We start from the raw sequence: 23,562 nt of genomic DNA on the forward strand, positions 1-23,562 counted from the left end.
ACAACGTGGACGCGGCGGTCTGCCGGCGCTTCACCGATCCGGCATCACCTGGGCTTGGCGTAGTCCCCGAACCCCGCCCAGTCGACGATGACGCAGGGTTCGTCGCCCTCCACCCAGGCGTCGTGCCCCGGCTCGATGTCGATGTAGTCGCCGGGCCCCACGTCCGCGGACTCGCCGCCGTCCATGACGATCCTCATCCGTCCGCTGACGACGTATCCGGCGTGGGCGGCCTGGCAGCTCTCGGTGCCGGCGATGGGCTTGACGTGCTTGGACCACTGCCAGCCCGGTTCGAACACGGCACGGCCGACGGGGCCCTGGTCGGTGCTGAGGAGTTCGAGCTTCCCTTTGCCGTCCTCGAAGGGACGTGTCTCGTCGGCGGAGCCGAAGTTCTTCGTGAAGATTCCAGCCATAATCGCCCGCCTCCCGGCGGAGCAGGGGTCCCCGAGTCCTTTTTCAGCCTAGCTCCGAACCCCTTCCGCCTCCACGGCCGGGACGGCCGACAGCCCGCCGACGGGGGAAGATCGGCGGGCTGTCGTTGGTGCCGGAGTGGCTCGTGGAGGCGGTACGGCGGACCTCAGCGGTCCGGGAGGCGTTCAGCCGTGCTCAGTGGAAGGAGTGCTCCTCGGCGGGGAACGCCCCGCCGACCACATCGCCGGCGAACGCCTTCGCCGCATCGCCGAGTACCTGGCGCATGTCCGCGTACTGCTTGGTGAAGCGCGGGACCTTCCCGCCCGTCAGCCCGACCATGTCGGTCCACACGAGCACCTGCGCGTCCGTCTCGGGTCCCGCGCCGATCCCGATGGTGGGGATGTGCAGTGAACGGGTGACCTCGGCGGCCAGCTCGGCCGGTACGAGTTCGAGCACGAGGGCGAACGCGCCCGCGTCCTGAGCCGCCTTGGCGTCGCGCAGGAGCCGGTGTGCGGCCTCGTCGCTGCGGCCCTGGACCCGGTAGCCCATGGTGTTGACGGACTGCGGGGTGAGACCGAGGTGGGACATGACCGGGATGCCCGCCTGCACCAGCAGCTCGGTCTGGGGCAGCGAGCGCTCCCCGCCCTCCAGCTTCACGGCCCCGACACCGGCCTCCTTGACCAGCCGGGTGGCGTTGCGCAGGGCCTGGACCGGGCCCTCCTGGTACGAGCCGAAGGGCAGGTCGCCGACGATCAGGGCGCGCTTGGTGCCCCGCACCACGGCGGCGGACAGCAGGGTCATCTCGTCCATCGTGACGGGCACGGTGGTGTCGTAGCCGAGGTGGGTGTTGCCCATCGAGTCGCCGACGAGCATCACCGGAATACCGGCCTCGTCGAACACGGACGCGGTCATCGCGTCGTAGGCGGTGAGCATGGGCCACTTCTCACCGCGCTGCTTGGCGGCGGCGATGTCGTGGACGGTGACGCGGCGAGTGCTCTTCCCGCCGTACAGCGCTTTGCTTTCGCTGCTGTCGGCGGACTGCTTCGTCGCAGCCTGAAGCGTCATGGTGATCGGCTCCTTCGTCATCTCGAGGCGCCCTTACGGCGTCCCCGGACCGCATCCATGGTGGCATCCCGGTGCCCGTCGCGGGAAGTGGTGCCGTTCACACTGCGGCGATGTTCCGCCATCCCGGTCGTTTTCTCCGATACGAGACGGTCTCGTATCGAAAGCGGGAATCCCTGGATCATGTCCACACCCCCGGGGGCGCCACCCGCCCCGCCCCGTGTCCCGGAAGCCGTACACCGGCGCCGCTGGGCCATCCTCGCCGTCCTCATGTTCAGCGTGCTCATCGTGGTGCTCGACCACTCGGTGCTGAACGTCGCGGTCAAGACCATCGCCACCCCCGCCCCCGTCGGCCTCGGTGCCACCCAGGGCGAGCTGGAGTGGGCCATCAACTCCTACACCCTGGTCTTCGCCGCCCTTCTGTTCACGGCGGGGCTCATCGGCGACCGTACGGGCCGCCGCAAGGCGCTGCTGTTCGGCATGGCCGTCTTCGGGGCCGGCTCCGCGCTCGCCGCGTTCTCCGGGTCGTCCGCCGAGCTCATCGCGTACCGCGCGGTGATGGGGGTCGGTGCGGCATTCGTGATCCCCGCCACGCTCGCCATCCTGATGAACGTGTTCGAACGGGACGAGCAGGCCAAGGCCATCGGCATCTGGGCGGGCGGGGTCGGCGTGTCGATCGCCCTCGGACCGCTCACCGGCGGGCTGCTGCTCGAGCACTTCTGGTGGGGCTCGATCTTCCTGGTCAACGTGCCCGTGGTGCTCATCGGCTTCATCGCGATGGTGGTGCTGATCCCGGACTCCCGGGACCCCGCCCCCGGCAGGCTCGACCCGGTCGGGGTGCTGCTCTCGATCGTCGGTCTCGTGCTGCTGGTGTACGGGATCATCCGGGGCGGCGAGCTCGCCTCCCTGACCGATCCGGCGGTGCTGGTGCCGCTGCTCGGCGGGTTGGGCGTGCTGACGGTGTTCGTGGTCTACGAGGTGCGCAGCGACCATCCGGCGCTCGACTTCTCGTACTTCAGGAACCCCGTGTTCTCGTCCGCGATTGCCGCGACCGCGCTGGGCTTCTTCGCGATGATGGGCGTGGCCTTCCTGTCCGTGTTCTATCTGCAGAGCGTGCGCGGCTACAGCCCGCTGGCGGCCGGACTGCTGCTGCTGCCGCTCGCCGTGGCGCAGTCGGCGTTCGCACCGCGCGCACGGCTGGCCATCGGCCGGTTCGGCGCCAAGGCGACCTGCACGGCGGGCATGCTGATGATCACCACCGGGCTGGCCGCGTTCGCCTTCTTCGACGGCTCCACTCCGCTGTGGCTGATCGAGGCCGCCTTCTTCGTCCAGGGCGCGGGGATGGCCCATGTGATGCCCCCGGTGACGGTCGCGGTGATGCAGGCGCTGCCCCGGGAGAAGGCCGGGGTCGGTTCGGCGATCAGCAACACCTTCCGGCAGGTGGGCGGGGCGCTGGGGGTCGCGATGCTCGGCTCGCTGCTCTCGGCGGCGTACCGGGGCGGCATCGAGTCCACCCTCGCCAGGACCGCGGGCCTGCCGGACGGTGTCAGGACGGCGGCGGGGGAGTCGATCGAGGCCACCATGGGCGCTGCGGCGAAGCTCGGCCCTACCGGGAAGCTGCTGGTCGGTCCGGCGAACGAGGCTTTCCTCTTCGCCATGCACCTGACGGCCCTCGCGGCGGCCATGGCGACCGTCGTGGGCGCGGTGGTCGTGGCGATGCACCTGCCCGGGCGGGTGAAGCCCGGACCCGGCGGCTCACTGCCCCCGGGGGAACCGCACGGAAGGCCCGCGGCCGGGGCGGTCAGGGGGTGAGCGCCGGAAGCGGAGGCCGTACCGCGGCCCGGGGGCGCCCCCGTAGCGAGGCCGCGCAGCGGGCTATCCGGGAGGCCGTGGTGGCGCTGCTCGAGGACGGCGTTCCGCTCGGCGAGATCTCCATCGAGCGCCTCGCCCGCACGGCCGGGGTCGGCAAGGCCACGATCTACCGCCGCTGGAGCGACAAGGAGGAGCTGTTCGTCGAGGTCCTCCGGGACATCGAGCCGTCGGAGCCCGACCTGCCGGGCACCTCCGCCCGGGACGACCTCGTGACCATGCTGGAGTCCGTACGCGTGCGTGGCCTCGCCCACCGCTCGTCGGCGCTGCTGCACAACGTCCTGGCGCAGATGAAGAGCCATCCCAAGCTGTGGGCGGCCTACGTCGCGACCGTGATCGACCCCCGCCGGGTCACGGTCCTGGAGATCCTGCGGCGGGGGATCGAGGGCGGGGAGATCCGCGACGACGTCGATATCGACCTGATCAACGACCTCATCGTCGGCCCCATGCTGGTCAGGGCCGTGATGCGGCCCGACGCCCCGCTGCCGGGGGACTTGGCGGAGCGCATCGTCGGCGCGGTGCTCGACGGCCTGCGCCCGTCCCAGGCGCCTGAGTCGTCCCGAACACCCCGGCCATCCCGTTCGTCCCGACTGTCCCCGGTGCGCTGAGCGCAATATCCGCGTTCTGTCACAGCCCTGGCCTCGGCGGGCACAACCGGAACCCGCCGCGCCGCCGGGTCGTCCTCGTGACCGTACGGCAGCAAGCCCTCCGTCATCCCCTAGGGTCGAGAGCGAGCGCGGACGGCACGGCTTGCAGGGCACGGCAGCAAGGCGCAGTAAGGCAGTGAGGACACGCATGCGGCAGGCATACATCACGGAGTCGGGGCACGACGCGGAGCAGGGTGGACGCTCCGGATCCCGCGTCCGGGCCGCGTTCGGCAGATGGCGCCGCGATCCCGGGATCTGGCGCCGGGGCATGGTGCTCGCCGCGTTCTCCGTGCTGGTCGGACTGCTGATGATCTTCCACGCCCAGATCCCGAACCGGGTCGGCAACCTGGGCAGCCTGACCGAGACCTTCCTGCCCTGGCTCGGGCTGCTCGTGCCGGTGCTGCTCGTGCTCGCCCTGCTGCGGCGGTCCGCCACGGCGCTCATCGCCCTGCTGGTGCCCGTGGTGGTCTGGCTGAATCTCTTCGGCGGGCTGGTCACCGACAAGAGCGAGGACACCGGCGAGGGCGGGCTCACGGTCGCCACCCACAACGTGAACGCCGACAACTCCGACCCCGAGGGCACCGCCCGCCAGGTGGCGGAGTCCGGCGCCGAGGTCGTCGCCCTGGAGGAGCTGACGGCCGATGCCGTCCCGGCCTACGAGAAGGCGCTGGCGTCCGCGTACCCGCACCACTCGGTGGTGGGGACCGTCGGGCTGTGGAGCAAGTACCCCATGAGCGGGACCGGTGCCGTGGACATCCGGCTCGGCTGGGAGCGCGCGATGCGGTCCACGGTGGCGACCCCGTCCGGCGACGTCGCGGTGTACGTGGCCCATCTGCCGTCCGTACGGGTCAAGATGAACTCCGGATTCACCGCCAGCCAGCGGGACGAGAGCGCCGACGCGCTCGGAGCGGCCATCGCCCGCGACGAGGTGCCCAGGGTGGTGCTGCTCGGTGACCTCAACGGCACGATGAACGACCGCTCGCTGAACGCGGTCACCGCCCAGATGCGCTCCACGCAGGGCGCGGCGGGCGACGGCTTCGGCTTCAGCTGGCCGGCCTCGTTCCCGATGGCGCGGATCGACCAGATCATGGTGAAGGGCGTCGAGCCGGTGTCGTCCTGGACCCTGCCGCGCACCGCCAGCGATCACCTCCCGATCGCCGCGCGCGTCACGTTCTGACCTCCGTGCGCCCGGACCGGGCCTGGACGGAACAGGGGCTTCCCGCCTTCGCGGGAAGCCCCTGTTCGTCGCATCAGAGCGAGGTGGTCTCCCGCCACCGGTTGGTGATGGGCAGGCGCCGGTCCTTGCCGAAGCCCTTCGCCGAGATCTTGGTGCCCGGCGGGTACTGGCGGCGCTTGTACTCCGCCGTGTCGACCATCCGCAGGGTCCTGGTGACCAGCTCCTCGTCGTAACCGGCCGCCACGATCGCGTCCTTGCCCCGGTCCCGGTCGACGTACAGCTCCAGGATCCGGTCCAGCACGTCGTAGTCCGGGAGTGAGTCGGTGTCGACCTGTCCGGGGCGCAGCTCGGCGCTCGGCGGCTTGACGATGGAGTTCTCCGGGATCGGCGGGGTCTGACCGCGTTGCCCGGCCGCTTCGTTCCGCCACTTCGCGAGCCGGAAGACCGTCGTCTTGTAGACGTCCTTGATCGGGCCGTAGGCGCCCACCGAGTCCCCGTACAGGGTCGAGTAGCCGACCGCCAGCTCGGACTTGTTGCCCGGAGCGAGGACGATGTGGCCCTCCTGGTTGGAGACGGCCATCAGCATCGTGCCGCGGAGCCGCGACTGGAGGTTCTCCTCGGCGAGACCGGTGAGCCCGAGCGAGCCCATGTAGGCGTCGAACATCGGCTCGATCGGTACGGTGCGGAAGTTGAGACCCGTACGGCGGGCCAGCTCGGCGGCGTCGCCCTTGGAGTGGTCCGACGAGTACTTGGACGGCATGGCGATGCCGTACACGTTCCGCGCGCCGACAGCGTCGCAGGCGATGGCGGCGACGAGAGCGGAGTCGATGCCGCCGGAAAGGCCCACCAGCACCGAGCGGAAACCGTTCTTGGCGACATAGGCGCGCAGGCCGACCACCAGTGCGGAGTAGATCTCCTCCGTGTCGTCGAGCCGGTCGGCGTATCCGCCCGTCAGCTCCGCCTCCCACGGCTCCAGCGGCTCGTCGGAGATCACGACCCGGTCGATGGTCAGCCCGTCGTCGACCGTGCCGGACGGGGCGTCGGCGGACGCGGCGGGGAGGTCCAGGTCCAGCAGCACACTGCCCTCGGCGAACTGCGGGGCACGGGCGATGACCTCGCCGTCCTTGTCGACCACGATCGAGTCGCCGTCGAAGACCAGCTCGTCCTGACCGCCGATCATCGCCAGATAGGCGGTGGTGCAGCCGGCCTCCTGGGCGCGCTTGCGCACCAGTTCGAGGCGGGTGTCGTCCTTGTCCAGCTCGTAAGGCGAGGCGTTGATGGACAGGAGGAGCCCGGCCCCGGCGGAACGGGCGGCGGGCACCCGGCCGCCGTCCTGCCAGAGGTCCTCGCAGATGGCGAGGGCCACGTCGACCCCGTGGACCCGGATCACCGGCATGGTGTCGCCCGGCACGAAGTACCGGAACTCGTCGAAGACGCCGTAGTTCGGCAGATGGTGCTTGGCGTACGTCAGCACCACCCGGCCACCGTGCAGCACCGCTGCGGCGTTCTGCGGAGCGCCCGCGGGCTGACCGAACCGGGGCTGGGCCTTCTCGGAGCGGTCCAGGTAGCCGACGATCACCGGCAGCTCCCCGAAGCCCTCGTCGGCGAGCCGCGCGGCGAGGGCGCGCAGGGCGGACCGCGACGCCTCGACGAAGGAGGATCGCAGGGCGAGGTCCTCGACGGGGTAACCGGTGAGCACCATCTCGGGGAAGGCGACGAGGTGCGCCCCCTGCTCGGCGGCGTGCCGGGTCCAGTGCACGATCGATTCGGCATTGCCGGCGAGATCACCGACGGTCGAGTCGATCTGATTCAGAGCGAGACGTAGTTGAGGCACGGGGACAGTGTAATCGTCTGACTGACGCAATGTCCCGGCCGGGGAGTGTGGGGCGCCCCACTACGGGCGCCCCCGGACGGCCGGGCGGGCGTCACCTGCCGCGCCTGCCGCGCCGGTCGCGGTAGGCGACCGTCGTCATCATCCCGGACTCCGCGTGGTAGATGTTGTGGCAGTGGAGCATCCACGCCCCCGGATTGTCCGCGTCGAAGTCCAGCACCAGCTTGTGGTGCGGCAGCACCGCGGCGGTGTCCTTGCGGGCGCCGTGTGAGAGGACATCCGCCAGCGCGAAGGTGTGCCCGTGCAGATGTACCGGGTGCCACATGTCGGTGACGTTGATGACCACGAGGCGGACCCGCTCGCCGTACTCGATCCGGTGCATCGTGTCGGGGTCGTAGGGCCTGTTGTCGAAGGCCCAGTCGTACTTCTCCATACCGCCGGTCAGCTTGAGCTTGATGAGCCGGTCCGGCTTGCCGCGCCGCGGCAGGGCGACGGACTCGTCAGGACGCAGTTTCGCCGACGACTCGAGCACGTTCCTGAACAGCTCGCTGGGCCGGGTGCGTGGCCCGGGCGGGCGCCCGCCGCCGGTGCGCAGGACGGCCATCGCCGAGCCGTGCTTGCCCTCGGCGAGCGCCGTGAGCGGGAAGACCCCGTCCTTCGCGGTGATCAGCACGTCATAGCGCTCGCCCATGCCCATGAGCAGGGCGTCGGTCTTGTAGGGGCGGACGGGGAAGCCGTCGGTGTGGGTGACGGTGAGGCGATGGCCGCCGAGCGCCACCCGGAAGGCGGTCTCACCGCCCGCGTTGATGATCCGCAGCCGGATCCGGTCCCCTGGCTTGGCCTTGAACTGCGTGGGGAAGTCCGGAGTGCGTCCGTTGATCAGGTAGTACGGATAGGCGATGTCGCCCGCGTGACCGAGGAGGCTGCTGTGGGCCCCCGTCATCACCCGCCGCGGACCCCTGGGGTGGCGCCGTGCCGAGGGGCCGTCGTTCTTCGGGTCGTCGTCGGGGCGCGCCCCGCCCGCTCCCGCGCCCACGGGACCGGACGGCTTGGCCACCCCGGGCCCGGAGCCCGACCCCGACCGGTTGCCGTCATGTGCGCCGCCGCCGCCGTGGTGCCCGTATCCGGGGTCGTGCACCATCTTCTTGCCCTTGCTGAGCTGGAAGAAGACGTCGTCCGGGGTCGAACCGCCCACGCCGTCGATCCAGTCGTCCAGCAGGATGATCCACTCCCGGTCGTACGAGAGCGGCTCCCTCGGGTCGTCCACGATCAGCGGCGCGTACGTGCCGCGGTCGACCTGGACCCCCTGGTGCGGATGGAACCAGTACGTGCCGGGGTGCGGGACCTCGTAGCGGTACGAGAACGACTCTCCGGGTTCGATCGGCGGCTGGGTCACATTGGGCACGCCGTCCATGTCGTTGCGGATGGCGAGGCCGTGCCAGTGCACGGTGGTCGATTCCGGCAGATGGTTCTTGAGGGTGAGTGAGAGAGTGTCGCCCGCGGTGATCCGGACCACCCGTCCCGGCAGCTCGTCGTCGTACGTCCAGGTCTTGAAGGTGCGCCCGCCGCCCAGATCCACCGTGCTCGGCCTGGCCGTGAAGGTGAGCTGGCGGCTGTGCTTGCCGACGTGGTCGCCCTCACGGGTGTCACCCCGCTCGCGGTCGGGTGCCGCGGTGCCCCTGGGGCCCGCTCCCTGGTCCGCGCTGTGGCCGCCGCGGTCCGGTCGTCCGGAGTCGCCGGAGCCGGAGTCCGAGCATGCGGCGAGCAGGCCGGATCCCGCGACGCCGAGTCCGGCGCCGAGCATGGCGCGACGAGTGGGGGAGGTCTGACCGGTGTGCTCCATGGGCATGACTGTGTGCACCTCGCTGGGGGGTGAAGGCGTGAAAGGGGGTGCGTCTGCCACCGCGTCAGGACTGGACGGGACGGCCGGACGCGCTCATATCGGCAGCGGCAGTGGCCCGTACCCGGCCGTCCGTTGGTTCATCACACGACGCACATTAGCCGGATCGGACAAAAGACCCGAGTAAGGACCGGTCCGACACGGCCTAACGTGGGCTGCTATGCCGTCAATGACCCGATCGTTCCCCGTGGCATCGTCCCTCGTGACAGGGTGGCCCGGTGAGCTTCGTACGGATAGGGGGCGTGCCCCACCACGTCGTCGTCGACGGCAGCGGACCGGTCTGTGTGCTGAGCGCCGGACTCGCCATGAGCTGGTTCGACTGGGACCCCGTGGTCCCGCTGCTCGCCCCGTACCGCACCGTCGTCCGCTTCGACCGCCCCGGCCACGGGCTCAGCGGACCCGCTCTCGTGCCGCCCACCGCCGCCGGTGAGGCCCACCGCATCGCCGCCGTACTCCGCGCACTCGGGCTCGACGGGCCCGCCACCGTCGTCGGACACTCGATCGCCGGCTTCCACGCCGAGGCCTTCGCCCGGCTCCATCCCGACCGGACGGCCGGTGTGGTGCTGGTGGACTCCAGCGTCGAGGAGGATGCCCGGGTGCCCGCGGCACCGGCCGTCCGTACCACACTCGCGCGCGGCGCCGGGACCGCGCTCTCCCTGCTGGGCGCGCCCGCCGCGCTGGGCCCGGCCACCCGGCGTCTCGCGGTGCGGCTGTCCCGTGCCGCGGGCGGCGACCCGGCTCCCGCCGCGCTCGTACGCCGCTGCTACGGGACCTCGCGGGTGCTGCACGGCATCCTGAACGAGAACACCCACTACCGTGCGGTCGCGGCCGAACTCCTCGCCCTGCGCGAGCGTTTCCCGCTGCCGCAGGCGGTTCCCGTGACGGTGCTCGCCGCCTGTGACGGGCGCGGCGGTCCCGGTGGGCGGTTCAACCGGCGCTGGCTGGAGCGGCAGCGCACACTGGCCCGCGGGCTCGGCGACGCACATTTCGAGGCAGTCGAACCCGCGGGCCATCTGGTGATGCTGGACCGGCCGGACGCGGTGGCGCGGGCGGTGCTGACGATGGGCCGGCCCCGTCAGGCGCCTCAGCCCCGCGCGTAGATCTGCTCGACCCAGGCGGCGAGCTGGCCCTCCGGCAGATGGTGGGCGAGGTCGGCCTCGCTGATCATTCCGACCAGCCGTTTGTTCTCGATGACCGGCAGCCGGCGGATCCGGTGGTCCTGCATCTCGTGCAGCACCTCGTTCACATCCGCGTCCGCCTCGATCCAACGGGGCGTGCCCCTGGCCATGTCACCTGCGGTCACCCGTGCGGGGTCGTGGCCCATCGCGACACAGCCGATGACGATGTCGCGGTCCGTGAGGATGCCGCAGAGCCGTTCGTCGCTGTCGGCGATGGGGAGTGCGCCCACGTTCAGTTCACGCATCAACTGCGCGGCCCGGTCGAGCGTCTCGTGTGCGGGGATCCACTGCGCCCCGGGATGCATGATGTCCTTGGCGGTGGTCATGGGGTGCGTACCTCCTGCCTGCTGAGTGCGGCTTCATACGGCGACCCGAATCCGTTTTCGACCTTACCGCCGACGGCGGCGAGGCGCCCCGTGGACCATGGGACCCCTCGCCGCCGCGGCCGGTCGCTGTTCAGGACCGGGGCGCCGCGCCGCGCTCCTTCAGCATGTCGGCCATCAGGCTCAGCTCCGACTGCTGGGCGTCGACCATGCCCTGCGCGAGGGACTTCTCCGGTGCCACCGTGCACAGCCCGGCACAGCCCTGCGCCATGGCGACACCGCCCTTGTGGTGGTCGGTCATCAGTTGGAGGTAGAGGATCTCCGCCTGCCGCCCCTTGGCCGTGGCCAGCCGGTCCAGCTCGGCCTGGGTGGCCATGCCGGGCATCAGCGAGCCGTCGCCGGTCTCGTGCCCTGCGTGTTCGCCCTCACCTGTGTGACCGGCGTGCTCGGACGGCTTCCCCGACTTCATCCAGGCCATCGGCCCGATCCCTGTCCCGACCTTCGGCAGCCCCCACATGTCCAGCCAGCCGAGCAGCATTCCGCGCTGGTTCGCCTGGGTGTTGGCGATGTCGTACGCGAGCCTGCGCACGTCCGCGTCCTCGGTGCGGTCGCGGACGATGAAGGACATCTCCACCGCCTGCTGGTGATGGACCGCCATGTCACGGGCGAAGCCCGCGTCCGCCGAGTCCCCGCCCGGGGCGCCGGCGGCTGTCGTGTGCTCGTCCCCGCCCGCCGACGCGACCGTGGCGGCCCCCGCGAACAGCAGGGCCAGGACCACGGCCGTGATCGCCACCCAGTGGGTACGCGTCAGGCGGACGGTCACGAGCTCAGTCCGCCCGTGCAGGCGGCGCCCGGCTCAGGGGTCTGGGGGCCCTGGACGTACTTGCTGAAGAACGCGTCCACCCGGGGGTCGTCCGCGCCGTCGACCGTGACCTGCTTGCCCCAGGCGCTCAGCATGATGGCCCCGGACTGGTCCTGCACCGGGCTCATCAGGGAGTACGAGGTCTTGCCGACCTTCTCTTTCAGCTTCTGTACATCGGCGGCCGGGGCCTTGTCGTTGTAGGTGACCCACACCGCACCGTGCTCGAGCGAGTGCACCGCGTTGACCTCGGGGACCGGCTTGTCGTAGACGTTGCGGTCGCAGTTCATCCACGCCCGGTCGTGGTTACCGCCGACCGGAGGCTTCATCGGGTACTTCACCGTCGTGGCGACGTGGTCGCGGCCCAGCTTCTTGGCGTCCCAGGACTTCTCGTCCTTGATCGGCGCGCTGGCGGCGGCCTCCGCCTGCTCCTTCTTGTCGGACTCCTTGTTCAGCACATAGATGCCGAAGCCGACGAGTCCGGCGACCACGAGGCCGCTGACGCCGATCGTGATGATGCGGCTGCGGCGCTCGCGCGACTGTTCCGTGCGGCGCATCTGCTCTATACGGGCGCGGCGGTCGTTGGTGCTGTTGCTGGCGGCCATGACGTGTCCTTCTCAAAGTGGGGTGGGAAGAGAGTGGTGGCGCGGATACGGCGCGCCCGGACAGGACTCAGGTCCGCTGCACCTGAAGGACATGGAGATCGGGAGCACGGGGAAGCACCCCGGTGCGCGCCAGCCGGCCGGTGCCGGGGACCGTGGCGGGTCCGGGCCGGGCTCCGGCCTCGTCGGCGGGGCCGTCGAGCGGGGGAGCCGTGAGCACGGCGGGGGAGAGATGGCCGAACATGCCGCAGTCGCCGCGGTCGTAAGGACAGCCGGCCTTCGCGTCCGTGCCGGTACCGGCCGTGGTGTGCTGCACGGCGGCCGTGATCCCCGGCGGCGGCGTGTGGTCCGTTCGGGCGTCCGCGAGCATCCCGATACAGACGAAGAGCGCGGCGAGAAGCGTCGCCATGGCGCTCCCCAGCGCCATGGGACGCACGATGTGTGCGATGCGATGGTGCCGCGGGCCCCCCATGGGGGCAGATGGTAACGACGATGACGTGCCGAGGGTGATACGGGGTGCGTAATCTGGGCGAAACCCCGGGTCGCGATACTGAAGCCCCTCGCCCTACGCCCTGGCGGTGGTGCGCAAGCCGTCTGAACTGCAAGGATGTGGTCATGGACAAGCAGCAGGAATTCGTGCTCCGTACGCTCGAGGAGCGCGACATCCGGTTCGTACGGCTGTGGTTCACCGATGTGCTCGGCTTCCTGAAGTCGGTGGCGGTGGCCCCGGCTGAGCTTGAACAGGCATTCGACGAGGGCATCGGCTTCGACGGGTCCGCGATCGAGGGCTTCGCCCGGGTGTACGAGTCCGACATGATCGCCAAGCCGGATCCGGGCACTTTCCAGATCCTGCCCTGGCGCGCGGAGGCCCCCGGCACCGCCCGGATGTTCTGCGACATCCTCATGCCCGATGGCTCACCGTCCTTCGCCGACCCGCGCTACGTCCTCAAGCGGATCCTGGCCAAGACCTCCGACCTGGGGTTCACCTTCTACACCCACCCCGAGATCGAGTTCTTCCTGCTGAAGGACCGGCCGCTGGACGGCACCCGCCCCACCCCCGCCGACAACTCCGGCTACTTCGACCACACCCCGCAGAACGTCGGGATGGACTTCCGCCGCCAGGCCATCACCATGCTCGAATCCATGGGCATCTCCGTGGAGTTCAGCCACCACGAGGGCGCGCCCGGCCAGCAGGAGATCGACCTGCGCTACGCGGACGCGCTGTCCACCGCGGACAACATCATGACGTTCCGCCTGGTGATGAAGCAGGTGGCGCTGGAGCAGGGCGTCCAGGCGACCTTCATGCCGAAGCCCTTCTCCGAGCACCCCGGCTCCGGGATGCACACCCACCTGTCGCTCTTCGAAGGCGACCGCAACGCGTTCTACGAGTCCGGCGCGGAGTACCAGCTCTCCAAGGTGGGCCGTTCCTTCATCGCCGGTCTGCTGCGGCACGCCGCGGAGATCTCCGCGGTCACCAATCAGTGGGTCAACTCCTACAAGCGGATCTGGGGCGGCTCGGCCCGCACCGCGGGTTCCGGCGGTGAGGCCCCCTCGTACATCTGCTGGGGCCACAACAACCGCTCTGCCCTGATTCGCGTCCCCATGTACAAGCCCGGCAAGACCGGTTCCTCCCGCATCGAGGTCCGCTCCCTCGACTCCGGCGCCAACCCCTACCTCGCCTACGCGCTCCTGCTCGCGGCCGGCCTCAAGGGCATCGAGGAGGGCTACGAGCTCCCCGCCGGCGCCGACGACGACGTCTGGGCGCTGTCGGACGCCGAGCGCCGGGCGATGGGGATCGAGCCGCTGCCGCAGAACCTGGGCGAGGCGATCGCGCTGATGGAGCGCAGCGAGCTGGTGGCGGAGACGCTGGGCGAGCACGTCTTCGACTTCTTCCTGCGGAACAAGAAGCAGGAGTGGGAGGAGTACCGCTCCGAGGTCACCGCCTTCGAGCTCCGCAAGAACCTGCCGGTGCTGTAGCCGGTTCCGCGGTGTGCCGGACGGGCCGGAATTCCGGCCCGGTCCGGGTTCCCCCCGACGACGTCATCGGTCAGGGGGATCCTGAGAGCGGACACCCCGGCCATCGGACACTCCCCGACCCGCCGCACGGGGTGTGGCACACCGCGAAACCCGCGCGGTCCGACCCGCGAGACTCCACGGGGTGCGGCACACCGGGAACCAGCCTGCACAGGGGGCTACGCTCGGGGGCGGGCCTGATCGGATGGAGGCGGCGGGATGACGGTGCCGGGGCGCAGGAGCAGCACGTTCACCCGCTTGCTGCGGCACGGATTCACCCACCCCGGGGCCGCCGAGAGGTTCCTGGAGCTGCCGGAGATGGCGCCGGTGCGCGCCGACTCCGTGCTGCTCGACGCACTCGGCGTCACCGCCGACCCCGATCTCGCGCTGCTCGGGCTGGTGCGGCTGGTGGAGGCGCAGAAGACGGCGGACGGCGAGCCTGACGAGCGGCAGGTGCTGCTGGACACCCTGATCTCCGCGAAACCCCTGCGGGACCGCCTTCTCGGGGTGCTGGGGGCTTCGGAGGCGCTCGGGGACCACCTGGCCCGGCACCCTCAGGACTGGCACGCGCTGGAAACGTACGAGGCGGCGGATCTGCACCCCGGTGTGGAGGAGTTCGAGCACGGGCTCGCCGAGGCCACCGACCCGGTGTCGCTGCGTGTCGCGTACCGGCGCTGTCTGCTGTCGATAGCGGCCCGAGACGTGTGCGGGACCACGGATGTCGCCCAGACCGCCGCCGAGCTCGCCGATCTGGCCACCGCGACCCTGCGCGCGGCACTCGCGATCGCCCGCGCCGCCGCGCCCGAGGACGCCGCGATGTGCCGGCTCGCGGTGATCGCGATGGGCAAGTGCGGCGGCCATGAGCTGAACTACGTCTCCGACGTCGACGTGATCTTCGTCGGGGAACCGGCCGAAGGCGCCGACGAGGCGGCGGCGGTCAAGGCCGCGACCCGGCTCGCCTCGCACCTCATGCGGATCTGCTCGGAGACCACCGTCGAGGGCGCCATCTGGCCCGTGGACGCCAATCTGCGCCCGGAGGGCCGCAACGGCCCGCTGGTGCGCACCCTCTCCAGCCATCTCGCGTACTACCAGCGCTGGGCGAAGACCTGGGAGTTCCAGGCCCTGCTCAAGGCACGGCCGGTGGCGGGTGACCCCGAGCTGGGCGCCGACTACATGGAGGCCGTGTCGCCGCTCGTCTGGCAGGCCGCCGAGCGCGAGAACTTCGTGTCCGACGTGCAGAGCATGCGCCGCCGGGTCGTCGACAACATCCCCGCCGCCCAGATAGACCGGGAGCTGAAGCTGGGGCCCGGGGGCCTGCGGGACGTGGAGTTCGCCGTCCAGCTGCTCCAGCTCGTGCACGGCCGCAGCGACGCCTCGCTGCGCGGCGGCAGCACCCTCGGCGCGCTGGACGCCCTCGCGTCGGGCGGGTACGTGGGGCGCGCCGACGCCGCCCAGCTCGGCGAGGCGTACCGCTTCCTGCGGGCCATGGAGCACCGCATCCAGCTGTACCGGCTGCGCCGTACGCATCTCGTGCCGGAGGGCGAGGACGACCAGCGCAGGCTGGGGCGTTCGCTGGGTCTGCGCGCCGATCCGGTGGTCGAGCTCAACAAGGAGTGGCGGCGCCATGCATCGGTGGTGCGGCGTCTGCACGAGAAGCTCTTCTACCGCCCGCTGCTCGACGCGGTGGCCCAGCTCGCGCCCGGTGAGACCCGGCTCAGCACCGCCGCTGCCCGGCAGCGCCTCGAGGCCCTCGGCTATGCCGACCCGGCCGCCGCGCTGCGCCATCTGGAGGCACTGACCTCGGGCATGACCCGTAAGGCGGCGATCCAGCGGACCCTGCTGCCGGTGCTGCTGGGCTGGTTCGCGGACTCGGCAGATCCGGACGCGGGGCTGCTGGGCTTCCGGCAGGTGTCCGACGCGCTCGGCAAGACCCCCTGGTACCTGCGGCTGCTGCGGGATGAGGGCGCTGCCGCGGAGAACCTCGCCCGGGTGCTGTCGGCGGGCCGGCTGGCGCCCGATCTGCTGCTGCGGGCCCCGGAGGCGGTGGCGCTGCTCGGCGACCCCGAAGGACTGAGGTCGCGTGACCGCGACCATCTGGAGCAGGAGGTGCTGGCCGCGGTGGGCCGGGCGGACAGCGCCGACGTGGCGGTCGCGGCGGCTCGCGGGGTGCGGCGGCGCGAGCTGTTCCGAACCACCGCCGCCGACCTGATCGGCTCGTACGGTACGGAGGACAATCCGGCCGAGCAGGACCCGGGCGCGCTGGTCGACCGGGTGGGCAGCGCGGTGACCGACCTCAACGCGGCGACGATCGCGGGCGCCCTGCGCGCCGTCGTACGCGCGCAGTGGGGCGACACCTTGCCCACCCGCTTCGCGGTGATCGGCATGGGCCGCTTCGGCGGCCACGAACTGGGCTACGGCTCCGACGCGGACGTGCTGTTCGTGCACGAGCCGCGCGAGGGTGTGGAGGAGCCGGAGGCCGCCAGGGCCGCCAACGCCGTCGTCGCCGAGATGCGCCGTCTGCTCCAGGTCCCCACGTCGGACCCGCCGCTGCTGATCGACGCCGATCTGCGCCCGGAGGGCAAGAACGGGCCCCTGGTGCGCACCCTCGCCTCGTACGCCGCGTACTACCGGCGCTGGTCCCTGGTGTGGGAGAGCCAGGCCCTGCTGAGGGCGGAGCCGATGGCGGGCGACGCGGAGCTGGGCGCGCGGTTCATCGAGCTGATCGACCCGCTGCGTTATCCGGTGGAGGGCCTCGGTGACGACGCCGTCCGTGAGATCCGCAGGCTCAAGGCCCGGATGGAGACCGAACGCCTTCCGCGCGGCGCCGACCCCGCCCTGCACACCAAACTGGGCCGCGGCGGCCTCAGCGACGTCGAGTGGACCGTGCAGCTCCTCCAGATGCGCCACGCCTGGTCCGAACCAGGCCTGCGCACCCCCCGCACCCGCGAGGCCCTCGCCGCCGCGCACGCCGCCGGTCTGCTGTCCACGGAGTACGCCCAGATCCTCGACGACGCTTGGGTGCTCGCGACCCGGGTACGCAACGGCGTCATGCTGGTGCGCGGCAGGCCCGGCGACACCTTCCCGTCCGACGGGCGCGAACTGGCCGCGGTGGGACGGTATCTCGGCTACGGCCCGGGGCACGTGGGCGAGATGCTCGACGATTACCGCAGGGCCACGCGAAGGGCCAGGGCGGTGGTGGAGGAGCTGTTCTACGGCGCCTGATTCCCGGACGGGCGGCGCTCGGCCCCGGACCGGGCCCGGGTGCCGCCCGCACCGGTGGTGCCGCGTCCCTTCGGGTGCTGCCCCGCCGTCGGCTCAGCGCTGTGCCGGGCTCAGCTCGGGCTTGGGGATGACCGGCTCCAGGCGTTCGTGTCGCGCGACCTGTTTCGGCAGCCGGTGCGGCAGGGCTCCGTGCCAGCCGTGGCTCACTCCGTAGCCGAAGGCCAGACAGAGCATGCCGCCGACCGCGTCCAGCCAGAAGTGGTTGGCGGTGGCGACGATCACGACGAGGGTGAGGGTCGGGTACAGCAGGCCCAGGATCCTTGCCCACGGCGCCGACGCCAGCGCGAAGATGATCAGTCCGCACCACAGCGACCAGCCGATGTGCATCGACGGCATGGCCGCGTACTGGTTCGACATGTGCTTCAGATTGCCGGAGGCCATCGAGCCCCAGGTGTGGTGCACCAGCACCGTGTCGACGAAGTCCTGGCCGTTCATCAGCCGGGGAGGGGCGAGGGGGTAGAGGTAGTACCCGACGAGCGCGACGCCGGTGGTGGCGAAGAGCACGAGCCGGGCGGAGGCATAGCGGCCGGGGTGCCAGCGGTAGAGCCAGACGAGGACTCCGATGGTGACCAGGAAGTGCAGGGTGGCGTAGTAGTAGTTCATGGTCACGATCAGCCAAGTCACCGAGTTCACGGCATGGTTGATCGTCTGCTCGACCGCTATGCCAAGGGTCTTCTCGGTTTCCCAGATCCAGTCGGCGTTCTGCAGGGCCTGCGCCTTCTGCTCGGGCACCGCGTTGCGGACCAGGGAGTAGGTCCAGTAGCTGACCGCGACGAGCAGGATCTCGAACCAGATCCGGGGCCGGCGGGGGGCCCGCAGGCCGCGCCAGCGTCCACGCCCGCGACCCGGGCCGCGGTCAGGTTCATGATCGCTATCCGGAGCCGGAGATTCCGCGGTCACCATGGGTGACGAGGTGGCCGCCAGCCCTTCAAGAGTTTCTACGGTCGCTTCACCCATAGGGGCAGAGTTTGCCAGATGGCCGGGCGGGCTTCGATCATCCCCCGGTCGGGGATCGAACGGGCCCCGTACGCCTTAAGGACCAGCCGCGCTTCCGGGTCCGGAAGCGGTCGATCCCCTTACCACCAGCTCCGGCATGAAGACGAACTCGCTGTGCGGGGCCGGGGTCCCGCCGATCTCCTCCAGCAGGGTGCGCACGGCCGCCTGACCCATGGCCGGGACCGGCTTGCGGATCGTGGTCAGGGGCGGATCGGTGAAGGCGATCAGCGGGGAGTCGTCGAAGCCGACCACCGAGATGTCACGCGGCACTTCGAGCCCGCGCTGCCGCGCTGCCCGGATCGCCCCGAGCGCCATCATGTCGCTGGCGCACACCACCGCCGTGCAGCCCCGGTCCATCAGCGCGGACGCCGCGGCCTGCCCGCCCTCCAGGGTGTAGAGGGAGTGCTGGATCAGCTCGGACCCGATCTGCTCGTCGGCCAGTCCCAGTTGCTCGCGGACCGCCTTGACGAACCCCTCTATCTTCCGCAGCACCGGGACGAACCGCTTGGGCCCCAGCGCCAGTCCGATCCGGGTGTGCCCGAGCGCGACGAGATGGGTCACCGCGAGCCGCATCGCCGCCCGGTCGTCGGGGGAGATGAACGGCGCGTGCACCCCCGGGGCGAATCCGTCCACGAGGACGAACGGCACCCCTTGGGCGCGCAGCTTCTCATAGCGGGACATGTCGGCACTGGTGTCGGCATGCAGCCCGGAGACGAAGATGATGCCCGAGACGCCCCTGTCCACCAGCATTTCGGTGAGTTCGTCCTCCGTGGAGCCGCCCGGGGTCTGGGTGGCCAGCACGGGGGTGTAGCCCTGCCGGGTCAGCGCCTGGCCGATGACCTGGGCCAGGGCCGGGAATATCGGGTTCTCCAGCTCCGGGGTGATCAGCCCGACCAGTCCGGCGCTGCGCCTGCGCAGTCGTACGGGGCGCTCGTAGCCGAGCACGTCGAGTGCGGCGAGCACCGATTCGCGGGTGGCCGCGGCCACGCCCGGCTTGCCGTTGAGCACGCGGCTGACCGTGGCCTCGCTGACCCCCGCCTGGGCTGCGATGTCGGCAAGCCGTGCGGTCATGGGATTGGACTGTACCGGTCGCATGTCAGATTGCCCACCAGGTGCTGGAGTCGGCGGGAAGGCGGACCGTCCCGTCGCCGAACCCCGGTGCCCCCGACGACAGCAGCACTGTCCCCGGCACGGGCAGCTCCACCTCCGTGCCGGTGGTGTTGGTGGTGCAGACGAAGCCGTCGCGGGCCAGGGCGAGCACGCCTTCGGGCGCGTCCAGCCAGGTCACCGCGTCACCCGCGCCAAGGCCGGGGTGCTCACGGCGTACCGCGAGGGCCGCCCGGTACAGCTCCAGCGTCGAACCGGGCACACCCGTCTGGGCCTCCACACTCAGCTCGCCCCACGAATCCGGCTGCGGGAGCCAGCTGCCACCGCTGCCGAAGCCGTGCGACGAGCCCGAGCGCGTCCACGGGATCGGCACCCGGCAGCCGTCACGGAATCCGTCCTGGCCCTCGGCCCGGAAGAAGGACGGGTCCTGGCGCACCTCGTCCGGCAGGTCGGTGACTTCGGGCAGTCCCAGTTCCTCGCCCTGGTAGATGTACGCCGAACCCGGCAGCGCCAGCATCAGCAGCGCCGCCGCGCGTGCCCGCCGCAGGCCGACGGGGCCGTCGCCGTAGCGGGTGGGGTGGCGCACCACGTCATGGTTGGACAGCACCCAGGTGGTCGGGGCGCCGACCGACGTGGTCGCCGCGAGTGAGGCGTCGATGACCTCGCGCATCCGGTCCGGGTCCCAGGGGCAGCGCAGGAACTGGAAGTTGAAGGCCTGGTGCATCTCGTCCGGGCGGACATACAAAGCGAGCCGCTCCGCGGTCGGGGCCCAGGCTTCGGCGACACCGATGCGCTCGCCGTCGTACCCGTCCAGGAGCCGGCGCCAGGAGCGGTGGATCTCGTGCACACCGTCCTGGTCGAAGAACGGCAGCACCTGCGCGCCGATCATCTTGGCCTGCTCGCGCAGCCCGATGTCGGGCATGCCGTGCGCCTTGACCATCCCGTGAGCCACATCGATACGGAACCCGTCGACACCCAGGTCAAGCCAGAAGCGCAGTACCGAGGCGAACTCCTCGGGCACCGCGGGATCGTCCCAGTTGAGGTCGGGCTGTTCGGGCGCGAAGAGATGCAGGTACCACTCTCCCCCAGCCTCCGGCTGGGAGGTGCCCCCATTGCCGTCCGGCACATCGACCCTCGTCCAGGCCGGTCCGCCGAACACGGACTCCCAGTCGTTGGGCGGCAGCTCGCCGTTGGCGCCCTTTCCTGGGCGGAAGTGGTAGTACGCCCGCTCGGGGCCGCCCGCGAGCGCCGCGAGGAACCAGGGGTGCTGGTCGGAGGTGTGGTTGGGCACGATGTCGACGATCACCCGCAGACCGAGCCGGTGCGCCTCGCGCACCAGGTCGTCCGCGTCGGACAGCTTGCCGAAGAGCGGGTCGACGGCCCGGTAGTCGGCCACGTCGTACCCGCCGTCCGCCTGCGGGGACGCGTAGAACGGGGTGATCCAGACCGCGTCCACCCCGAGCCCGGCGAGATGGGGGAGCCGCTCCCGGATGCCCCGCAGGTCACCGATGCCGTCGCCGTCGCTGTCGGCGAAGGAGCGTACGTACACCTGGTAGATCACGGCGTCACGCCACCAGTCACCCCGCTGCCGGGGGAGGTGCTCCGGGGCGGTGGTGCTGAGCTCCTGGGTCATGGACGGTCCCTTCGGGTCTTTCGGGTGCTGCCGATGCCTGCGGACACGTAAATCGGGAGGAACGGTTCAACGTCGACCTCCCCCGAAGGTAACAGCGCTGCAATCTCTTGCGGAAGCAGTTGCTGAGGCCAACGGAACGGGTGTCAGCCAGTACAGGCTGCGATCGGACGAGGCCGGAGGGTATGAAACCCCGGGCTGACAAGCTCCCGAACGGCAACCTTGAGGACACGCGGATGTAACGATCCCCGCCTCTTGCGGAAATCTCTCGCAAGCTCTTTCGGTCTTCTTTCAACCTTGTTACGTTCCTCCACGAATCGGCGCCGTGATGGTGCGGCCCCATCGAAGGAGTTCACATGCGACGTGGCATAGCGGCCACCGCTCTGGTCGCGAGCCTGGCGCTCTCGGCGACCGCGTGCGGCGGCGACGACAGTGAGGGCGCGAAGAACAGCTCGGGCGGCAAGCTGTCGGGTACGGTCACGTGGTGGGACACGTCGACCGTCGGCAGCGAGGACAAGGTCTTCAAGAAGCTGGCCGAGGGTTTCACCAAGCAGCACCCCGACGTCAAGATCAAGTATGTGAATGTGCCCTTCGGTGAGGCGCAGAACAAGTTCAAGAACGCCGCCCAGTCCGGCTCCGGCGCCCCCGACGTCATCCGCTCCGAGGTCGCCTGGACCCCCGAGTTCGCCGACCTCGGCTACCTCGCCCCGCTCGACGGCACCGCCGCGCTGAAGGACGACAAGGACTTCCTGGAGCAGGCAGCCGCCTCGACGAAGTACAACGACAAGACCTACGCCGTCCCGCAGGTCATCGACACCATGGGCGTCTTCTACAACAAGAAGATCTTCAAGGAAGCCGGTGTCGAGGTCCCCGCCACCATCGCCGAGCTGAAGACCGCCGCAAAGACCATCAAGTCCAAGACCGGCAAGACCGGCCTGTACCTGCGCGGCGACGACGCCTACTGGTTCCTCTCCTTCCTCTACGGCGAGGGCGGCGACCTGGTCGACGCCGAGAAGAAGCAGATCACGGTGGACAACCCGGCCGGCGTCAAGGCCCTGAAGGTCGTCAAGGACCTGGTCGACTCCGGTGTGGCCAAGACCGACGCCACCGACGGCTGGAACAACATGCAGTCGGCCTTCAAGGACGGCAAGGTCGCCATGATGATCAACGGCCCCTGGGCCGTGGCCGACACCTACGCCGGCAAGGAGTTCAAGGACAAGGCGAACCTGGGCGTCGCCCCGGTGCCCGCCGGCTCCGCGGGCCAGGGCGCCCCGCAGGGCGGCCACAACCTCGCCGTCTACGCGGGATCCAAGAACCTCGAGGCCTCCTACGCCTTCGTCGAGTACATGACCTCCGTCAAGGCCCAGACCCAGGTCGCCGAGGAGCTCAACCTGCTCCCGACCCGCACCTCCGTCTACTCCAACCCGAAGGTCGCGGCCAACGAGATCGTCGGCTTCTTCAAGCCGGCCGTCGACAAGGCCGTCGAGCGTCCCTGGATCCCCGAGGGCGGCAGCCTCTTCGCCCCGCTCGTGACCGAGTACACCAAGGTCCTCACCGGCCAGACCACCCCCGACAAGGGAGCCTCGACGGCGGGCGACGCCTACCGCAAGCTCCTCAAGGACTGGAAGTAAGGGAAGAGACCGACTGATGGCTGTCCACACCAGCGGCCAGTCGGTGGCGAAGGCCGCGGAGCCCGACAGGGCCCGCGGCCGTCGCCGCGACTCCGCAGCGGCGCCCGGCAAGCTCCGCCGCGCCCTCTCCACACACTGGTACGCCTGGACCATGGTCGCCCCCGTGGTGATCGTGATCGGGGTGATCATCGGCTATCCGCTCGTCCGCGGGATCTATCTGTCGCTGACCAACGCCAACGAGCGGAACGTCGAGCGGTCGATCGGGGTCAACCACCTCCCGGCGACATACGAATTCGTCGGCCTCGACAACTACGCCGACGCGCTCACCGGCGACCAGTTCCTCGACACTCTCGGGTGGACGCTGGTGTGGACGGTCTCCTGCGTGGCCGTCACCTTCGGCCTGGGCCTCGCACTCGCCAACGTCCTCAACCGCCGGATCGCCGGCCGGTCGTTCTACCGGATGATGCTGATCCTGCCCTGGGCCGTGCCCGGCTTCGTCTCCGTATTCGCCTGGCGCTTCCTCTACAACGAGGACAACGGACTGCTCAACAAGTTCCTCGCGGGCGGCGGCATCGACGCCGTGCCATGGCTGAACGACCCGACGATGGCCAAGGTGGCGGTGATCGCCGTCAACGTCTGGCTCGGTGTCCCGTTCATGATGGTCGCCCTGCTCGGCGGGCTCCAGTCCATCCCCGGCGAACTCTATGAGGCCGCCGAGATGGACGGCGCGAACGCCTGGCAGCGCTTCCGGCACATCACCATGCCCGGCCTGCGCTCGGTGTCCACCACCGTGATCCTGCTGAGCACCATCTGGACCTTCAACATGTTCCCGGTGATCTTCCTGCTGACCCGGGGCGGCCCCGGTGAGGCCACCCAGATCCTGGTGACCCAGGCGTACAAGTTCTCCTTCGAGATCAGCCCGCGCGACTTCGCGCAGTCCTCCACATGGGGCGTGCTGATCCTCGTCCTCCTGATGCTCTTCGCCGCGGTCTACCGGCGAGTCCTCCGCAAGCAGGGAGAAGCGTGGTGACCACGACGACCGACGTC

19 protein-coding genes are annotated in these 23,562 nt (G+C 70.3%); 8 read left to right on the top strand and 11 right to left on the bottom strand.

All coding sequences use genetic code 11. From position 1 onward, the window contains the following. Window positions 1-44 precede the first annotated feature (44 nt). Both ABZ532_RS26990 and panB read right to left on the bottom strand, forming a co-directional pair. Window positions 45-410 (bottom strand): cupin domain-containing protein, encoded by a 366-nt coding sequence (locus ABZ532_RS26990; protein WP_361288988.1) that lies wholly within the window; start codon window positions 408-410, stop codon window positions 45-47. A gap of 193 nt (window positions 411-603) precedes the next feature. Then, window positions 604-1,473 (bottom strand): 3-methyl-2-oxobutanoate hydroxymethyltransferase, encoded by an 870-nt coding sequence (gene panB, locus ABZ532_RS26995; RefSeq protein WP_361288991.1) that lies wholly within the window; start codon window positions 1,471-1,473, stop codon window positions 604-606. 180 nt (window positions 1,474-1,653) lie between these two features. Between panB and ABZ532_RS27000 the strand changes: the two genes are divergently transcribed. From ABZ532_RS27000 to ABZ532_RS27010, 3 genes are all read left to right on the top strand, one after another. Next, complete coding sequence (locus ABZ532_RS27000) at window positions 1,654-3,282, top strand: DHA2 family efflux MFS transporter permease subunit (protein ID WP_361288994.1); 1,629 nt, start codon at window positions 1,654-1,656, stop codon at window positions 3,280-3,282. Further along, window positions 3,279-3,947, top strand: coding sequence for a TetR/AcrR family transcriptional regulator (locus ABZ532_RS27005; protein ID WP_361288997.1), 669 nt, complete (start codon window positions 3,279-3,281; stop codon window positions 3,945-3,947). The genes ABZ532_RS27000 and ABZ532_RS27005 overlap by 4 nt, the downstream gene beginning before the upstream one ends. 187 nt (window positions 3,948-4,134) lie before the next feature. Continuing rightward, window positions 4,135-5,163, top strand: coding sequence for an endonuclease/exonuclease/phosphatase family protein (locus ABZ532_RS27010; RefSeq protein WP_361289000.1), 1,029 nt, complete (start codon window positions 4,135-4,137; stop codon window positions 5,161-5,163). A 73-nt stretch (window positions 5,164-5,236) separates the two neighbouring features. Here the strand turns inward: ABZ532_RS27010 and ABZ532_RS27015 are convergent, their stop codons facing one another. Together ABZ532_RS27015 and ABZ532_RS27020 are read right to left on the bottom strand one after the other, a co-directional pair. After that, window positions 5,237-6,997, bottom strand: coding sequence for an NAD+ synthase (locus ABZ532_RS27015; protein WP_361289003.1), 1,761 nt, complete (start codon window positions 6,995-6,997; stop codon window positions 5,237-5,239). 91 nt (window positions 6,998-7,088) lie between these two features. Next, window positions 7,089-8,837, bottom strand: coding sequence for a multicopper oxidase family protein (locus ABZ532_RS27020; RefSeq protein WP_361289006.1), 1,749 nt, complete (start codon window positions 8,835-8,837; stop codon window positions 7,089-7,091). Window positions 8,838-9,112: 275 nt separating this feature from the next. On the opposite strand from ABZ532_RS27020, the gene ABZ532_RS27025 reads away from it, so the two are divergent. Next, window positions 9,113-9,994 carry an alpha/beta hydrolase gene (locus ABZ532_RS27025; RefSeq protein WP_361289009.1) on the top strand — a complete coding sequence of 294 codons (882 nt, stop codon included), beginning with the start codon at window positions 9,113-9,115 and terminating at the stop codon, window positions 9,992-9,994. Here ABZ532_RS27025 and ABZ532_RS27030 read toward each other — a convergent pair. The 4 genes from ABZ532_RS27030 to ABZ532_RS27045 all read right to left on the bottom strand — a co-directional run bounded on the left by ABZ532_RS27030 (window position 9,979) and on the right by ABZ532_RS27045 (window position 12,283). Next, window positions 9,979-10,398: a CBS domain-containing protein gene (locus ABZ532_RS27030; RefSeq protein ID WP_361289012.1), complete on the bottom strand. Its 420-nt coding sequence runs from the start codon at window positions 10,396-10,398 to the stop codon at window positions 9,979-9,981. The two genes, ABZ532_RS27025 and ABZ532_RS27030, sit on opposite strands and share 16 nt — an antisense overlap. 130 nt (window positions 10,399-10,528) lie before the next feature. After that, window positions 10,529-11,218 carry a DUF305 domain-containing protein gene (locus ABZ532_RS27035; protein ID WP_361289015.1) on the bottom strand — a complete coding sequence of 230 codons (690 nt, stop codon included), beginning with the start codon at window positions 11,216-11,218 and terminating at the stop codon, window positions 10,529-10,531. After that, on the bottom strand, window positions 11,215-11,859 hold the full coding sequence (locus tag ABZ532_RS27040) for a DUF3105 domain-containing protein (protein ID WP_361289018.1): 645 nt from the start codon (window positions 11,857-11,859) through the stop codon (window positions 11,215-11,217). Before ABZ532_RS27040 ends, ABZ532_RS27035 begins: the two co-directional genes overlap by 4 nt. A 67-nt stretch (window positions 11,860-11,926) precedes the next feature. Then, on the bottom strand, window positions 11,927-12,283 hold the full coding sequence (locus ABZ532_RS27045; protein ID WP_361289021.1) for a hypothetical protein: 357 nt from the start codon (window positions 12,281-12,283) through the stop codon (window positions 11,927-11,929). A 188-nt stretch (window positions 12,284-12,471) separates the two neighbouring features. Here ABZ532_RS27045 and glnA point away from each other — a divergent pair, with 188 nt between their 5' ends. Further along, complete coding sequence (gene glnA, locus ABZ532_RS27050; protein ID WP_361289024.1) at window positions 12,472-13,833, top strand: type I glutamate--ammonia ligase; 1,362 nt, start codon at window positions 12,472-12,474, stop codon at window positions 13,831-13,833. Between the two features lie 255 nt (window positions 13,834-14,088). Continuing rightward, entirely contained in the window at window positions 14,089-17,091 is a 3,003-nt protein-coding gene (locus ABZ532_RS27055) for a bifunctional [glutamine synthetase] adenylyltransferase/[glutamine synthetase]-adenylyl-L-tyrosine phosphorylase (protein WP_361289027.1), read from the top strand. A gap of 93 nt (window positions 17,092-17,184) precedes the next feature. On the opposite strand, the gene ABZ532_RS27060 is transcribed toward ABZ532_RS27055, so the two are convergent. From ABZ532_RS27060 to ABZ532_RS27070, 3 genes are all read right to left on the bottom strand, one after another. Next, window positions 17,185-18,108, bottom strand: a complete 924-nt coding sequence (locus tag ABZ532_RS27060; RefSeq protein ID WP_361289030.1) for a phosphatase PAP2 family protein — start codon at window positions 18,106-18,108, stop codon at window positions 17,185-17,187. Between the two features lie 75 nt (window positions 18,109-18,183). Then, window positions 18,184-19,218: a LacI family DNA-binding transcriptional regulator gene (locus ABZ532_RS27065; RefSeq protein ID WP_361289033.1), complete on the bottom strand. Its 1,035-nt coding sequence runs from the start codon at window positions 19,216-19,218 to the stop codon at window positions 18,184-18,186. Window positions 19,219-19,243: 25 nt separating this feature from the next. Then, window positions 19,244-20,887, bottom strand: coding sequence for a glycoside hydrolase family 13 protein (locus ABZ532_RS27070; RefSeq protein WP_361289036.1), 1,644 nt, complete (start codon window positions 20,885-20,887; stop codon window positions 19,244-19,246). Window positions 20,888-21,240: 353 nt separating this feature from the next. On the opposite strand from ABZ532_RS27070, the gene ABZ532_RS27075 reads away from it, so the two are divergent. Next, the gene (locus tag ABZ532_RS27075) at window positions 21,241-22,515 is read left to right on the top strand and encodes an extracellular solute-binding protein (protein WP_361289039.1); all 1,275 of its coding nucleotides are present in this window, start codon (window positions 21,241-21,243) and stop codon (window positions 22,513-22,515) included. A 16-nt stretch (window positions 22,516-22,531) separates the two neighbouring features. Further along, window positions 22,532-23,545, top strand: coding sequence for a sugar ABC transporter permease (locus ABZ532_RS27080; protein ID WP_361289042.1), 1,014 nt, complete (start codon window positions 22,532-22,534; stop codon window positions 23,543-23,545). Window positions 23,546-23,562 lie beyond the last annotated feature (17 nt).

The organism is Streptomyces sp. NPDC019396, from assembly GCF_040632375.1.
Classification (GTDB): Bacteria; Actinomycetota; Actinomycetes; order Streptomycetales; family Streptomycetaceae; genus Streptomyces.

What these genes read in the sequence shown, in the direction of transcription:
- ABZ532_RS26990 (WP_361288988.1), bottom strand. Translation starts at nt 410, where the DNA reads ATGGCTGGAATCTTCACGAAGAACTTCGGCTCCGCCGACGAGACACGT.
- panB (WP_361288991.1), bottom strand. Translation starts at nt 1,473, where the DNA reads ATGACGCTTCAGGCTGCGACGAAGCAGTCCGCCGACAGCAGCGAAAGC.
- ABZ532_RS27000 (WP_361288994.1), top strand. Translation starts at nt 1,654, where the DNA reads ATGTCCACACCCCCGGGGGCGCCACCCGCCCCGCCCCGTGTCCCGGAA.
- ABZ532_RS27010 (WP_361289000.1), top strand. Translation starts at nt 4,135, where the DNA reads ATGCGGCAGGCATACATCACGGAGTCGGGGCACGACGCGGAGCAGGGT.
- ABZ532_RS27020 (WP_361289006.1), bottom strand. Translation starts at nt 8,837, where the DNA reads ATGGAGCACACCGGTCAGACCTCCCCCACTCGTCGCGCCATGCTCGGC.
- ABZ532_RS27030 (WP_361289012.1), bottom strand. Translation starts at nt 10,398, where the DNA reads ATGACCACCGCCAAGGACATCATGCATCCCGGGGCGCAGTGGATCCCC.
- ABZ532_RS27040 (WP_361289018.1), bottom strand. Translation starts at nt 11,859, where the DNA reads ATGGCCGCCAGCAACAGCACCAACGACCGCCGCGCCCGTATAGAGCAG.
- ABZ532_RS27045 (WP_361289021.1), bottom strand. Translation starts at nt 12,283, where the DNA reads ATGGCGCTGGGGAGCGCCATGGCGACGCTTCTCGCCGCGCTCTTCGTC.
- glnA (WP_361289024.1), top strand. Translation starts at nt 12,472, where the DNA reads ATGGACAAGCAGCAGGAATTCGTGCTCCGTACGCTCGAGGAGCGCGAC.
- ABZ532_RS27055 (WP_361289027.1), top strand. Translation starts at nt 14,089, where the DNA reads ATGACGGTGCCGGGGCGCAGGAGCAGCACGTTCACCCGCTTGCTGCGG.
- ABZ532_RS27060 (WP_361289030.1), bottom strand. Translation starts at nt 18,108, where the DNA reads ATGGGTGAAGCGACCGTAGAAACTCTTGAAGGGCTGGCGGCCACCTCG.
- ABZ532_RS27065 (WP_361289033.1), bottom strand. Translation starts at nt 19,218, where the DNA reads ATGACCGCACGGCTTGCCGACATCGCAGCCCAGGCGGGGGTCAGCGAG.
- ABZ532_RS27070 (WP_361289036.1), bottom strand. Translation starts at nt 20,887, where the DNA reads ATGACCCAGGAGCTCAGCACCACCGCCCCGGAGCACCTCCCCCGGCAG.
- ABZ532_RS27075 (WP_361289039.1), top strand. Translation starts at nt 21,241, where the DNA reads ATGCGACGTGGCATAGCGGCCACCGCTCTGGTCGCGAGCCTGGCGCTC.
- ABZ532_RS27080 (WP_361289042.1), top strand. Translation starts at nt 22,532, where the DNA reads ATGGCTGTCCACACCAGCGGCCAGTCGGTGGCGAAGGCCGCGGAGCCC.